At 67.1% G+C, this 13742-nt stretch carries 10 protein-coding genes; 4 read left to right on the top strand and 6 right to left on the bottom strand.

Translation table 11 applies throughout. The features are described 5' to 3' along the window. Positions 1–236: 236 nt before the first annotated feature. Positions 237–1610: an ABC1 kinase family protein gene (locus tag NFL01S_RS25885; RefSeq protein WP_062978908.1), complete on the top strand. Its 1374-nt coding sequence runs from the start codon at positions 237–239 to the stop codon at positions 1608–1610. Positions 1611–1701: 91 nt separating this feature from the next. Here NFL01S_RS25885 and NFL01S_RS25880 read toward each other — a convergent pair whose 3' ends face one another. After that, positions 1702–2301, bottom strand: coding sequence for a DUF459 domain-containing protein (locus NFL01S_RS25880; RefSeq protein ID WP_218019634.1), 600 nt, complete (start codon positions 2299–2301; stop codon positions 1702–1704). Between the two features lie 118 nt (positions 2302–2419). Between NFL01S_RS25880 and NFL01S_RS25875 the strand changes: the two genes are divergently transcribed. After that, positions 2420–4804 (top strand): lysylphosphatidylglycerol synthase transmembrane domain-containing protein, encoded by a 2385-nt coding sequence (locus NFL01S_RS25875; RefSeq protein ID WP_062978907.1) that lies wholly within the window; start codon positions 2420–2422, stop codon positions 4802–4804. A 9-nt stretch (positions 4805–4813) separates the two neighbouring features. Here NFL01S_RS25875 and NFL01S_RS25870 read toward each other — a convergent pair whose 3' ends face one another. Further along, entirely contained in the window at positions 4814–5404 is a 591-nt protein-coding gene (locus NFL01S_RS25870; protein WP_062978990.1) for a cysteine hydrolase family protein, read from the bottom strand. Between the two features lie 139 nt (positions 5405–5543). Further along, complete coding sequence (fadD5, locus tag NFL01S_RS25865; protein ID WP_062978906.1) at positions 5544–7112, bottom strand: fatty-acid--CoA ligase FadD5; 1569 nt, start codon at positions 7110–7112, stop codon at positions 5544–5546. Between the two features lie 333 nt (positions 7113–7445). On the opposite strand from fadD5, the gene NFL01S_RS25860 reads away from it, so the two are divergent. Beyond that, entirely contained in the window at positions 7446–8420 is a 975-nt protein-coding gene (locus NFL01S_RS25860; RefSeq protein ID WP_062978905.1) for an NAD(P)H-dependent flavin oxidoreductase, read from the top strand. Between the two features lie 454 nt (positions 8421–8874). Here NFL01S_RS25860 and NFL01S_RS25855 read toward each other — a convergent pair whose 3' ends face one another. Next, positions 8875–9828 (bottom strand): MBL fold metallo-hydrolase, encoded by a 954-nt coding sequence (locus tag NFL01S_RS25855; protein WP_245670883.1) that lies wholly within the window; start codon positions 9826–9828, stop codon positions 8875–8877. 475 nt (positions 9829–10303) lie between these two features. Here NFL01S_RS25855 and NFL01S_RS25850 point away from each other — a divergent pair, with 475 nt between their 5' ends. Beyond that, a complete protein-coding gene (locus NFL01S_RS25850; protein WP_084493254.1) occupies positions 10304–12223 on the top strand; it encodes an acyltransferase domain-containing protein in 1920 nt (639 codons plus the stop codon). 118 nt (positions 12224–12341) lie between these two features. On the opposite strand, the gene NFL01S_RS25845 is transcribed toward NFL01S_RS25850, so the two are convergent. After that, a complete protein-coding gene (locus NFL01S_RS25845; protein ID WP_062978902.1) occupies positions 12342–12746 on the bottom strand; it encodes an RNA-binding S4 domain-containing protein in 405 nt (134 codons plus the stop codon). A gap of 3 nt (positions 12747–12749) precedes the next feature. Further along, positions 12750–13328: a C40 family peptidase gene (locus NFL01S_RS25840; RefSeq protein WP_062978989.1), complete on the bottom strand. Its 579-nt coding sequence runs from the start codon at positions 13326–13328 to the stop codon at positions 12750–12752. Positions 13329–13742 lie beyond the last annotated feature (414 nt).

The raw sequence follows: 13742 nt of genomic DNA, 5'->3' as shown, positions 1-13742 counted from the left end.
TCGGCAGTTGTTACGTCCCAGACAGTCTATGCACAAATATGCCAGACTGCACGGGAGAACAAGTGATTCGGTTCGGGGATCAGAGGTATGAGTGAGTCAGGCCCGGAGGAGGCAGCACCGTGTAACCACGCAGGGCCCTCACTCGTACCCGGAAGACACAGCATGAGCGAGCCGGGCCCGGAGGGCACGGCACAGCGTGACCACACAGGACCCGCACTCGTACCCGGAGGACACAGATGAGCAGTCGACGCGATTCCGGCGCGCCTCCGGTACGCCCGGCGCTGCGCAGCGCCAAGCTCATAGCGCTGCCGGTCGCCTATGCGGGCCGGCAGGCGGCGGGGGCGGGTCGCCGGGCGCTCGGGCGGCCCGCGCCGGAGGTGAACCGTGATATCCAGAACCGCACCGCCGAGCATATGTTCGCGGTGCTGGGTGAACTGAAGGGCTGCGCCGCCAAACTCGGGCAGTTGCTGGCGATCTATCAGCTCGCCCTGCCGCGCGATATCGCAGCGCCTTATCAGGCGGCGCTGGCCCGGTTGCAGGATTCGGCGCCGGTGATGCTGCCGCCGACCGTGCACGGGGTGATGGCCGATACGTTCGGCCCGCGCTGGCGCGATCTGTTCCGGGAGTTCGACGATCGCCGGGCCGCGGCGGCCTCGATCGGTCAGGTGCATCGCGGGGTGTGGCACGACGGACGCGAGGTCGCGGTGAAGGTGATGTATCCGGGCGCCCGGGTCGCGGTGGAATCGGATCTGGTGCAGCTGCGGCGGGTTTCGATCTTGGCATCGGTGCTGCTGCCGGGTGCGGATGTGAAGTCGATGACCGAGGCGCTGTGTGAGAGTGTGCGCGCCGAACTGGATTACGCGGCCGAGGCCGAGAATCAGCGGACCTTCGCGGCCTTTTACCGCGACAGTGCCGAATTCTGTGTTCCGGAAGTACTGGAACAGCGCGGTGATGTACTCATTTCGGAGTGGGTGCGGGGGACCTCGGCGACGCGGATCATCGCTTCGGGCACCCGGGAGCAACGTGACCGGCTCGGTGAGCTGATGATGCGGTTCGTCCTCACCGGCTGGGAACAGCACGGACTGCTGTACTGCGATCCGCATCCGGGCAATCTGTGGCTGCTGCCGGACGGGCGCCTGGGAGTGGCCGATTTCGGGGCGTGCGCGCCCTGGCCGCATCCGGGGTTCATCGATTTGGCCGTGCAGATGTGCGATGCGATCTTCAACGGTGGACCGGCGGCGCTGGAGACGGCGGTGCGCAGGCACGGGTTCGCGTTACCGAGCCGCAAGTTCGACGCGGTCGCACTGGAGTCGGCGCTTTCGGCGTGCGGGGAACCGGTCCGCCACGAGCGTTTCCGGCTGACCACGTCCTGGCTGCGGAAGCAGGTGCTGCGCACCACCAGTCTGCGGCTGACCAATGTGATGCGGGAGCTGACCCTGCCCCCGGATTGCACACCGTTCGCCCGGGCCTCGCTCACCATGGTCGGGACGTTGAGCCAGCTGGAATCCGAATGCGATTACGGCGCCGAGCTGGTGCGTTCGGTTCCCGAACTCGCGGAGGTGTTCGCCCCGGTGCGGCGCGGTTTCCTCTCGGGTGCGCCCGCGAGCTGAACCGCGGCGGACGGAAACGGAACCGCACCGTCTGGGACGTTTCCGAGCCGGGCTCCGAGCCGCGGAGCAGCGTTCTGCCCAACTGCCAGGGTCAGTAGCCCAGCCATTCGCGCCAGTGTGGCAGCAGCAGTTCTGCGAAAGCGGTATATCCAGCCGTCCCGGGATGGGCACCGTCACCGGCCCGTACCTGTTCCATCCAGACAGTATCGGCCGCCAGACGGTGACAACTGCTGACATAAGGGACCCCATGCTCTGCGCAGACCTGCCCGAAGCGTTCGTCGAGGTCGGCGGTGCGCCGGTTGTGCTCCGCGTCGTCCACCGGCGGCGGGCCCACCATGAGAACAGGCCACGATTCCACATGCGTGCCCGCGAGCATCGCGCGCAGATTTACCACCGAAGTGGCCGTGGCCACTCTGGTCCGGCCGTCGATCTGCATGGTGTCGTTGACTCCGAACGAGAACACCACCCGGCCCTGGGCCTCCCGGGGCAGCCGCTGCCGGCATTCGGCCTGCCAGCGCCCGGCGATATCGGTCGAGGTCTGCCGGCGGACGCCGAGGTTGTAGGCGGTGGGCGCGACACCCGCGGCGTGGGCATCGACCGTCAGTCGCCCACTCCAGCCCAGTACCTCGGGATCCCCCATTCCGGCGACGAAGGAATCTCCCACGAAACAGATGCGCAGATCATTGCTCACCCACAGATTCTGGCAGCGTGTTGGTGTGTATCGTCCGGCTCGGCCTCCTGCATACTCACGATTTGGTGTGTGCGGGCGGCCGACCGGCTTCACCTCGATCCGAAAGTACCGATACGACATGCGAGTCGATGGGCGGGAGATCCCGGTAACGGGCAACCTGCTACAACCGCTCACCAAGCGGACCAGCGATATTCTGCGCGTCGTCTTCGCTGTCGCCGGGGTGGCCGTGGTCATCGCCGGATCGTTGATCACCCGGCCCGAATGGCTGGCGCTCGAGCGTTCCGTATCCAATATCGTCGGTTTCCTGAACCCGGACCAGTCGAATCTGGTCTATCTGCTGTACGGGATCGCCATCCTGATCCTGCCGTTCGCGATCCTCGTGGAGCTGGTGTGGAGCGGGCAGTGGAAACTGCTCACCGGATACGCCACCGCCGGTCTCGTGGCCGGACTGCTGTTGTCCATCACGCCGAACGGTCTATCGGCTCCGCAGTGGCATCTGCAGGTGCCGGAGAACCTGGCCGATAAAACCTTCCTCCAGCAGTTCCTCGACGACCCTCGCTGGATTGCCATGCTCGCCGCCGTGCTCACGGTGTCCAGTCCGTGGCTGCCGGTACGACCCCGCCGCTGGTTGTGGGCGCTGATCCTGGCCTTCGCGCCGATGCATCTGGTGGTCAGCACCGTGGTTCCGGCACGTGCCATGTTCGGCTTGGCCGTCGGCTGGCTGGTGGGCGCGGTGATCGTACTGCTGGTCGGGACCCCGGCACTGGAGGTTCCGCTGGAGGCGGCGGTCCGCCAGCTGGCCCAACGCGGGTACACCGTCAACCGGCTCACCGTTGTCCGCCCGGCCGGTCCCGGCGCGCTGATGCTCTCGGCGACGATCGAAGAGCGCGAACGGGCCCTCGTGGTCGAACTGTACGGAAAGAATCAGCGCACGCTCAGCGCGGTACGCCAGCTGTGGCGCCGGCTCACTTTCCGCTCCAGCGAGACCGCGCCCCTGCACGGTTCGATGCATCGCGCCGTGGAGCATCGGGCCCTGATGGCGATCGCGCTGGACGAACTGGGAGTGGCCGCGCACCGGCCGGTGACGGTGGCGGGGCTGCCACGCGGCTGGATGCTCTACGCCCATACTCTGCCCTCCGGTCGTTCGATCGAACAGGATCCGTCCGATACCGCCGCGCTGGACGCGGTCTGGCGGGCACTGACGGTCCTGCGTGAACGCGGGATCGCGCACGGGGAATTACGCCCGGCGGAGATCCGGGTCGGTGCGCAGGGCGTGGTCTTCGGTGGGTTCACGGCGGCCGAACTGTGCGCCTCCGATGCGCAGCTGCAATCCGATATCGCCCAGTTGCTCGTGTCGATGACCGCGGTGTTCGGCCCGCACGCCGCGGTGCGGTCGGCGATCGAGGTCCTCGGCGAACAAACGGTGCTCACGGCCTCGCGCCGGCTCACCAAATTCGCCATGCCGCGCGGTATCCGTACTTCCATTCCCGAGTGGAAATCGGTGGTGACCGCGGCCCGTGACGAAGTGCGGACCCAAACCGGCCAGGACCGGATCGAAGCCGAGCAGATCACCCGGTTCAACCGCAAGAGCCTGCTCCAGTTGGTGCTGCTGATCGGCCTGGTCTATGTCGCCTACCCGTTCATCAGCGCGGTACCGACCTTCTTCACTCAGCTCCGGGAGGCCAACTGGTGGTGGGCGCTGGCCGGGTTGGCGCTGTCCTCGTTGACCTACCTCGGCACGGCGGCCGCGTTGTGGGCCTGCGCCTCGGGGGTGGTGAAGTACTGGCCACTTGTGCTCATGCAGATCGCGAACACTTTCGCCGCCACGACCACGCCGGCGCGTGTCGGCGGTTTGGCGTTGAGTGTGCGATTCCTGCAGAAGGGCGGGGTCGGAGCGGTCCGGGCCACCGCCGCGGTCGCATTACAGCAGGCCGTCCAGGTGTCGACCCATATCGGGTTGTTGGTGCTGTTCAGCGTGGCGGCCGGAACCTCGGCGAACTTATCGCATTTCGTGCCCTCGCCTACCGTGCTGTACCTGATCGGCGGCGTGGGGGTGGGCATCATCGGCACATTCATGTTCGTGCCGAAACTGCGCCGCTGGCTCAACACTTCGGTGTTACCGCAGTTGCAGGAGGTGGTCGGGGAGCTGGCCCGGCTGGCCCGCGACCCGAAACGCTGCGCGGTCATCGTGCTCGGCTGCGCGGCCCTGACCCTGGGCCAGGCCCTGGCGCTGTGGGCGAGTGTGCAGGCGTTCGGCGGAGGCACGACATTCGTCACCGTCACCATCGTGACGATGATCGGCGGAACCCTGGCCTCGGCCGCGCCCACACCGGGTGGTGTCGGCGCGGTCGAGGCCGCGCTGATCGGTGGCCTGGCCGCGTTCGGTCTACCGGCCGAGGTCGCCGTGCCGTCGGTACTGCTCTACCGCGTTCTCACCTGCTGGATCCCGGTTTTCTGCGGTTGGCAGGTAATGCGCTGGATGACCGATAAGAACATGATCTGAGGTAGGTGCCTACAGCCGGTCGAAGGCGTCGGCGGCCGTGCGCAGACCTGCGCTGACGAGCGCGATATTGGACAACGAAGCGGTATGCACCTGCGGGTCGGCCGCGGTCACACAGTCCGCGACCGTGTAGACGGTGAAGCCGAGATCGGTGCCGTGGCGCGCAGTCTGCTCGACCGTCAGGTTCGTTGCGACACCGGTGAGGAAGAGGGTGTCGATATCGCTGTCCACCAGCCAGCGCGGGAGGTCGTTGCCGGCCAGGCCCGAAAGTTTCTGGTTGTCGACGATATGGTCGGCCTGGTCCGCCATCTCCTCGATCAGCCGGCTGCCCGCGGCGTCCGGCCGGAACTCGTGCTGCGCCGCACCCACCGATTCCATGAACCCGGTGTTGCGCACCAGCCGGCCCTCGTCCTCGGGGACGATGAACCGGGTGAAGACGATCGGCAGCCCCAGGTCCGCGGCCTGTTTGTGGAAGTCGGCGGCCCGTTGTACCACTCCGCTGGCGGCCACCGGTTCGGCGAGCATCGGACCGAAGAAGCCCTCCGGCCGAATGACATTCACCTGCCAGTGCAGGGCGAGAACAGCAGCGTTTTGTTCCGGCATGCCGTAGATGATCGACCATCGGCGGCCGTGCCGCACAATGGGTCGGGAAAATCCCAGGACACCGGCGCTACGCGGAACCATGCCGGGCCGGCCGGTGTGGACACCGGCCGGCCCGGAGCATGCTCGAGTGGTGCGGGGACTACGCGCCGTCCTTGCGCAGCTCCACCTTCACGACCTTGCCGCTGGCATTGCGCGGCAATTCCGCGACGATCACCAGTTCCTTCGGATGCTTGTAGCGAGCCAGGTTCTCGTTGAGGAAGGGTTCCAGTTCTTCGAGAGTGAGCGTGCCGTCCGCGTCGTTCAGCGCGACCACGGCCACCGGAACCTCGCCCCACTTCTCGTGCGCCCGTCCGATGACCGCTGCCTCCCGGATCTTCGGATGCGCGAACAGGACGTTCTCCACTTCGGCGCAGTAGATGTTCTCCCCGCCGGAAATGATCATGTCCTTCTTGCGGTCCACGACGTAGACGAAGCCTTCATCGTCCTGGCGCACCAGGTCACCGGAGTGGAACCAGCCTCCGGCGAAGGCGTCCGCGGTGGCCTCCGGCTTGTTCCAGTACCCCGACATCATGCTGGGGCCGCGGTAGACGATCTCGCCGACCTCACCGGGCGCGACATCGTTCATCTCGTCGTCGACGATCCGGGCCTGGATGGTGGGGATGACCTTGCCGACCGAGCCGAGCTTGCGGATGGCGTCCTTGCCTTCGAGAACGCAAGTGATGGGCGACATTTCGGTCTGCCCGAACACTGCCACGTTGAACGCGTCCGGGAATGCGCCGGCCATCGCCTTCAGCACGGTATCGGATGCGGGGGCGGCCCCCCAGCTGAGTGCCTTCAGCGCCAGTTTGCGTTGTTTCACCGTCGGTTCGTCACAGATCAGCTGCCATTGCGCCGGTACACAGAACGCGGTGGTGGCCTGCTCGGCTTCGACAGCGTCGAGGAATTCGGTGGGATCGAAGGCGCCCAGCGGATGCAGCACCGTCTTGGAACCCAGCATGAAGGCGGGCGCGAGGCTGCCGAGTCCCGCGATATGGAACAGCGGGGATGTGCAGAAACCCACCGATTCCTGTTCGATCGCCAACGCCCGGATGCAGGTGAGCGCCTGGGCGTTCATATTGCCGTAGGACAGGACCGCGCCCTTGGGGCTGCCGGTGGTTCCGGAGGTGTACATGATGAGGCACGGGCTGTCCTCGGGGATATCGAGCGGGGTGTGCGCGGCACCCTCCTCGGCGAGCGCGTCGTCGTAGCCGATGACACCCTCACCGCTGCTCCCGCCGATAACGAAGACGTGGTCGAGCCCGATGGCCTGTGCCTGCACCGCGGTGGCCAGCGGCTGCAGCACCGTATCGGTGACCACGGCCTTGGCGCCGCTGTCGCCGACGATATAGGCGACCTCGGGCGGGGTGAGCCGGAAGTTCACCGGGACCGCGATCGCGCCGAGCGCGTTGATCCCGAACACGGCTTCCAGGTATTCGGGGTAGTTGAGCGCCAGGAGGAGCACCCGGTCGCCGGAGCCGACCCCGCGCCGGGCGAGCGCGTCGGCGAACTTCTGCGACCGTTCGTGCAGTTGCCGCCAGGTGGTGTCGGCGCCGCGGAATCGGATCGCGACCTCGTCGGGCCGCATCACCGCGTGCGTGGCGATCTGATTGTTCCAGTGGTTGCGACGCGAACGGATCGGCTCGTCGAGGGCCTGCGCACCGGTGGTCATCCCACGTACTCCTCTCGGTACCGCGTGACCCACCGGAGTGTCCGGCGCCACACGCGGTGTGAACATGTCGGCAGAATAACAATTCACATCGGCACCGGCAAGGAAAGCGGGACCGAATGGCCGTTAATTCCGAGGAACCGGACCGTGAAACAGGTTCACGCGCGTTGACGCGCATATTTGCGACGATACCGACACCTCGGCACGCCGGCCAGCTACCGCCGAACTCGGTCACTTATGCGAATCACGGCTCACTTCCAGGGTTGATCGGGTCATCATCGGCATGGCACCATGCAGCATGCGCGGACTATCCGCGGAAAGTGAGGAGAGCAGGCGATGCTGCGGACCAGGTTCACCGAGACCTTCGGTATCGAACATCCGATCGTGCAGGGCGGAATGATGTGGGTCGGCCGGGCCGAACTCGTCGCCGCTGTGGCCAACGCCGGGGGGCTCGGTTTCATCACCGCTCTCACCCAGCCGACCCCCGACGACCTCCGGCGCGAGATCGCGCGCACCCGCGAACTCACCGATAAGCCATTCGGGGTGAACCTCACCATCCTGCCGTCGATCAACCCACCGCCGTACGAGGAGTACGTGCGGGCCATTGTGGACAGCGGGATCAAGATCGTGGAGACGGCCGGGAGCAACCCGGAACCGTTCCTGCCGACCTACCGCGAAGCCGGGATCAAGGTCGTGCACAAATGCACCAGCGTGCGGCATGCGCTCAAGGCACAGAAGATCGGCGTCGACGCGGTCAGTATCGACGGTTTCGAATGCGCCGGGCACCCCGGTGAGGACGATATCCCCGGTCTGGTGCTGATTCCCGCGGCCGCACGCGCGCTCACCATCCCGATCATCGCCTCCGGCGGTATCGCCGACGCCCGCGGCCTGGTCGCGGCACTGGCGCTGGGCGCCGACGGCGTGAATATGGGCACCCGCTTCCTGTGCACCCAGGAATCTTCCATCGACCAGCAGGTCAAAGAGCAGATCGTCGCCAACTCCGAGCGCGATACCCAGCTGATCTTCCGCACCATGCACAACACCGCACGGGTCGCCGACAACGAGATCAGCCGCAAGGTCGTCGAGATCGAGAAGGCCGGCGGCAAATTCGAAGACGTCCGCGAACTCGTCTCGGGCGCCCGTGGCCGGCGGGTCTTCGAGGACGGCGATCTGGACGCCGGCATCTGGTCGGTGGGCCTGTGTCAGGGCCTGATCGAAGACATTCCGACCTGCGCCGACCTGATCGGCCGGATGGTCTCGGAGGCCGAGGAACTGATCAACGCCCGGCTGGCTCGATTCGTTTCGGCCTGAACCGGCCCGTAAGCCGCGCCGGAGGTATGGCGATCGATCCGGCGCCGAGTGTGGGAAGCCGTCTCACAGCAGCCGGCTTCCCACACGGTAGTCCCGGCCTGCCGCGCCCGCGTCGGCTACTCCACCGCCCGCGCCATTAGGGATAACGCTGCCGCGCTATCGGTCCTGCTGCCATCGCAGACCGACCGGGCCGCGAGCGCTGCGGGCACCGCGGGCCGACCCCTCGGCCCGGCCACAAGCGCTGCATCCTCCCTTCCCGAGCGGATGCAGCCACGGCCATGAACATTGTCGGGCCACCTCGGTGGGCGACGACGGCGCCGGATCGACGCGGCGGCGTCCACCTCCCCCCTGGCCACCATCGACTCGGCCGAACCCGCTCATCAGTGCGCAGTGTCGACAACGGCGCCGCGCCGACGCGGTTGCGCCCACCTCCATCCCGGCCGGCCCCAGCTCGTCAGTGCGCGGCCAATGCGGCGACGGCGTCGTAGTCGTGCGCGGCCACCACCTCGATATCGGCCGGTAACGCGTGCAGTCGGTGAATGGTTTCGAAAGCCTGATCCCGGTCGGCGTCGAACAACTGCCCAGGCATCGGCGCCTTCTCCCGGACGAGTTCGATCTGCAGCCGGTTCCAGACCGCATCCCCGGCCAGCAGCACCCGGCGACCGCCGGCCGTGGCCAGGAGTACGCCGACACTGCCCGGAGTGTGCCCGGCCAGGTCCACCAGCAGCACGGACCCGTCGCCGAACAGATCCAGGCTGCGTTCGAAGGTGAGCACGGGCGGTCCGTCCAACTCGAGCGGATCCAGCGATCGGCCCTGCAGCGGGCCCCGCACCACTCCGGCCGGTGCGTGCGGGCCTTCCAGCGCCCAGCCCAGTTCGGCGGCGGGCAGCCGTACCGGCACCGATTCGGGAAGTTCGAGCAGGCCGGAAATATGATCCCAGTGCAAGTGGGTCGGTAGCACGAAATCGATGGTGGCGGGATCGATATCGCGAGCGGCGAGCGCATCGGCCAATCCGAGCACCGGCTTGTCCGGCGCGACCAGCAGGGGGATCGGAAACGGCAGATCCGGCAGTACCTGACGATGAACATGGGCGCAGAGCGCGGGATCGACCAGGAATCGCGCTTTCGGATGTTCGACCAGATACGCCCCCATCACCATCGGCAGATGCCCCAGACTGCGTACCCCCTCGGCCACGATGGCGGTCGGCGCCTTCATCCGGCCCTGCAACAGCACGGTCAACTCGACACTCACCCGGGCCCGCGGCGGGGATACCGATTCCAGTCGCGACAGCAGCGAGGTATCGGCCTTACGGGGCCGCAACAGCCGCGCCGGTGTGGCGGCCAGGGCCGCGCAGCAGCGCAGCACCGTGGGGAAAGTCGGGGTTCGTCCGTCGACGGAAGCAGCCACACCGCAACGGTACCGGCCCATCCGGGGCGGGCGCGAGCGGCACGAACAAACGCGGCACACCGCAGCCGGGGCCCGGCAAACGAGGTGCAGCACCGGCCGGGAGCGCGGCCGCGGCACATTCTTCGGCGCTGTGACCCTGGCCCGTCGGGTCCGGCACGGTGGCAGCAAGGCCGCCGGACACCATCTGAGCCGCCCCGGCCGGAGCCGAGGCAACGACCCGGCGGGCCCGCGGCTCGGCAGATCCGGCCGCGGTCGCCATATGTTTGCCGGACATTTGCGTCGAATTCTCACGGACAGCAGCAGATTTCGTACACCCGCGGCCGGTCCGGCACGGTGGATTCTTCCGGCATAATCGTGGCGTGAGGCGGGACACGCAGCTGCTGTGCTGGATTCACGGCTCGCCGAGCGGCCGGTGGCGCGTGCGCACCGCTCGCCCCGGCCGTAGCCGCACCCCGTCGTACCCGTTGTCGTGCCGATGACCGATTCTGCAGGCGGCGTGATTTTCCTGTTCTCGCCGGAAGGTGGCGAACACGCGCGAATGGGGCGCACCCTGGCCGGACGATACCCTGCCTTCGCCTCGGCGGTGCTCGGCACCAGTGACGCCGTCGTGGCGGCGGGCGGGCCGCGGGTATGGACTCCTCGCCACGGTTTCCGCCACCCCGGTGCAGCGCAGTGGCCGGACCGGCAACAACAAGATCCGGTGTTTGCCCAGGCCGCCCTGTTCACCTACCAGGTGGCCACGGCGACGCTGCTGATCTCATGGGGTGTGCGACCCGATGCGGTGATCGGCCACGGTATCGGGGAGGTCGCGGCGGCGGTGACCGCCGGTGCTCTCCCCCTGCCCGATGCCGTCCGCGTAGCCCTGTCCCGAGGCCAGGCCGTGCGCCGGATGGCGGAATCCGATGTCGTCGCCGAACTACGGGCCTCGGTGCCGGAGGTGCGGCGTCTGGTGGACCCCGTGCGCGAACAGGTCGTGCTCGCCGCCGTCCACGGGCCGCGCTCGGTACTCGTGTCCGGGCCGCCCCGTTATATCGACGCCGTCGTGCGCCGGGCGCGACGCCGCGATATCGCGGCGCAGCGCTGCGATACTTTCGCCCCGCCGATCGGCCGATCGGCGGCCGCGACCGAATCCCGCGTCACCTTGGGCTCACTGCGCCCCACAACCCCGAATATCCCGATGTACTCCACCGCCCGCCGCGGTGCACTTATCGATACACCGACCACTACGGACCGCTATTGGATCGAGAACTTCACCGGACCGGTACAACTCGCGGCCGCACTGGATCGGGCCGCAGCGGGCCCGGAATCGACCATCGTGCTGGAGGTCGCCCCGCATCCGGTTCTCTGCAATGTACTGCGCGAATTCCCGCAGTTCACCCATACGACCTATCCCACGGCTCGTAGTGACGACGAGGGAACCACGTTCCTGACCTGCCTGGCCCAGGTTCAGGCGACTCGGGCCACCGCGCCGCACCTGAACCGGCCGTTCCATGCCGGCGCCAACGGCCGGGAACCGTATACGGGAACGGCCAATGGCGGGTCACAGGTCAGCGATGAATACGTAAACCGTTGCGCCCCGGCATCTTCGACCGAAACGGGCGCAGCGGAGGAAACGGCGGGCGATCCGTCGACGGACCGGAACCATCAGGATCCGGCCGCCGCTGAAATCGGCCCGGCCGGAGGAGATTTGCGGGCGGAGGTCACGGGCGCCGGAACGCTGGCTTCGATACGGCTCACCGATAACCTCCCACCCACAGATATCATCGCATGGACTCGAATGGTCGACGCCAACCGGGCTATCCGGCTGCTTGCGGCCCAGGTCGCACTGGATCCGCCGATGCATATCGATACCGCGGGCACCTATGTGGTCAGTGGCGGACTCGGCGCGCTCGGCTCGGTCATCGTGCGCCGGCTACTGGTATCCGGTGCCCGCGATGTTCTGGTGCCCACCCGTTCGCCGCGCCCGGTGCCTCCACTGCTCGACGGTTTCGAAGACCGGGTCGTGGTGGTGCGCTGCGATACCGCCGACCGTCACGATCTCGACAATGCGCTGCGCGATATCCGCGAATCGGGGTGCACCATCCGCGGCGTCGTCCACGCGGCCCAGGTTTTCGAGGACACCGTGGTAGCCGCACTCTCCGCGAATACCGCGACAGGTTCAGTTCGCGTAGGGCAGATACCGCCCGGAGCACCGGAGCCGGCATTGGATGCGGGGCGACTCGCGCGGCGATTCGCACGAATCTCGCCGGCGGCGGCCAATCTCATCGAACTCACCGCCGCTGATCCGGTGACGTTCTTTGCCGTGTTCTCGACACCGTTCGGTGGCATCGCCGCGTCCCGGGAGATCGGGGACCTCACATCGGTGGATATGCCCGGGCACCATCCAGCACCCTGAACGAAGTCCGACCGCTGTTCCGGCCGCAGACCCGAGCACGTGGGTTTGCCCGGAAAGCTGCCGGATGGGGCGCGATCGCCACACGCCTGGGGGTTCGACGGCCGGTCGCGGTGCCGAATCAGCGGTCGGTCCGCCCCAGCAGGCGATCGGTTTCCCGGCGATCCCGTTTGGTGGGGCGACCGGTTCCGCGATCGCGTTGCGGGAGGGCGGCGAGGACTTCCCGCGGCGGCGGGGCTGGACTGCGGTCGATCAGGCATTGGGCGGCGATCGGAGCACCTACCCGTTTGGTGATCACCCGTTCCACGATGACGATCCGCTCGATCCCCGAACTGCGGATACGGATCTCGTCACCCGGTCGCACCGGCTGCGCCGGTTTGGCTGTCGCACCGTTGACACGTACATGCCCACCGCGACACGCAGCCGCGGCAGCCGATCGCGTCTTGAACAATCGCACAGCCCAGATCCAGGAGTCGACCCTGGCCTGGCCCGGACCATTGTCCGGAACAGAGGGAGCTGGACTCACCCCTTAGACGATACGACGCGCGGTGACCACATCGTCGGCGGAAAGGTTGGTGTAGGACACCGGCTCACCGGACTGCACCGCATTCAGGAGCTTGCCGTCACCGGCATAGAGACCGACGTGCCCGCCACCGTTGGTGATGACGATATCGCCGGGCTTCAGATTCTGGAATGCCACCGGCGCGCCCACATGGGACTGCTCGAAGCTGGTACGCGGCAGTTTGATGCCGGCCTGCTTGAACGCCCACTGCACCAGGCCGGAGCAGTCGAAGTTGTAGGGACCCGCGGCGCCCCAGGAATACATGGCGCCGACCTTCGTCTTGGCGGCGTCGAGGGCGACATCACCGGCGGTCTGCGGCTGCGCCGGCGCGGGCGGGGCGAAATTCGGCAGTGCCGGTGCCGCGGGCATCGCCTGCGGGGCCGCCGAGAGCGCCTGGTTCAGCTGCTGATTGAGCTGGTCTGCCTGGGCTGCGTACTGATCCGGAACCTCGACATCGAACTTGCCGATGCCGGGAACATCGATCGTGGTGGTCGCGGCATTGGCGATCGCGGGCATGGTGCCCGTGGTCGCTGCGAGAGTGCCCATCACGAGCGCGCCCTTGACAGAATTTGGCAGCTTGGATTCTCGCTGCAAGCTGTGCTTACCCACCGAGCTCCGTCTCCGATCTTCGTGCTCTCCCACCATCGTCGGACGCGCGTCCTACGCATATCGCGACGGCCTGCGATGGCGGCGACCAGTGGCGCCGCCTCACTGACGAAACGACTCGACTCCACTAAGTCACAAAGAGGTTACGATGCCTGCCCGGTGTTGTCCAGCCGAACGGGCCCACTTTTCTCGCACGCTGGGAGTACAGGTGTAAAACACTGTGCGCGAAGGGTTTTTCGGCACGGCGATAGGTCACGGCAAGGTATCGGCGGGCGTGTCGATTCGGCTACGGACCCCTCCGCCGCCGCGAGACGACTCCACCACCCTCTCTGGATAGCCGCGTCTAGGACACGG

Source organism: Nocardia flavorosea NBRC 108225, from assembly GCF_001613385.1.
GTDB lineage: Bacteria > Actinomycetota > Actinomycetes > Mycobacteriales > Mycobacteriaceae > Nocardia > Nocardia flavorosea.
This window is presented reverse-complemented; position numbering and strand designations above follow the sequence as displayed.

Coding starts and splice junctions, on each gene's coding strand:
- NFL01S_RS25885 (WP_062978908.1), top strand. CDS start 237: ATGAGCAGTCGACGCGATTCCGGCGCGCCTCCGGTACGCCCGGCGCTG.
- NFL01S_RS25875 (WP_062978907.1), top strand. CDS start 2,420: ATGCGAGTCGATGGGCGGGAGATCCCGGTAACGGGCAACCTGCTACAA.
- NFL01S_RS25870 (WP_062978990.1), bottom strand. CDS start 5,404: ATGCCGGAACAAAACGCTGCTGTTCTCGCCCTGCACTGGCAGGTGAAT.
- fadD5 (WP_062978906.1), bottom strand. CDS start 7,112: ATGACCACCGGTGCGCAGGCCCTCGACGAGCCGATCCGTTCGCGTCGC.
- NFL01S_RS25860 (WP_062978905.1), top strand. CDS start 7,446: ATGCTGCGGACCAGGTTCACCGAGACCTTCGGTATCGAACATCCGATC.
- NFL01S_RS25850 (WP_084493254.1), top strand. CDS start 10,304: ATGACCGATTCTGCAGGCGGCGTGATTTTCCTGTTCTCGCCGGAAGGT.
- NFL01S_RS25840 (WP_062978989.1), bottom strand. CDS start 13,328: ATGGGCACTCTCGCAGCGACCACGGGCACCATGCCCGCGATCGCCAAT.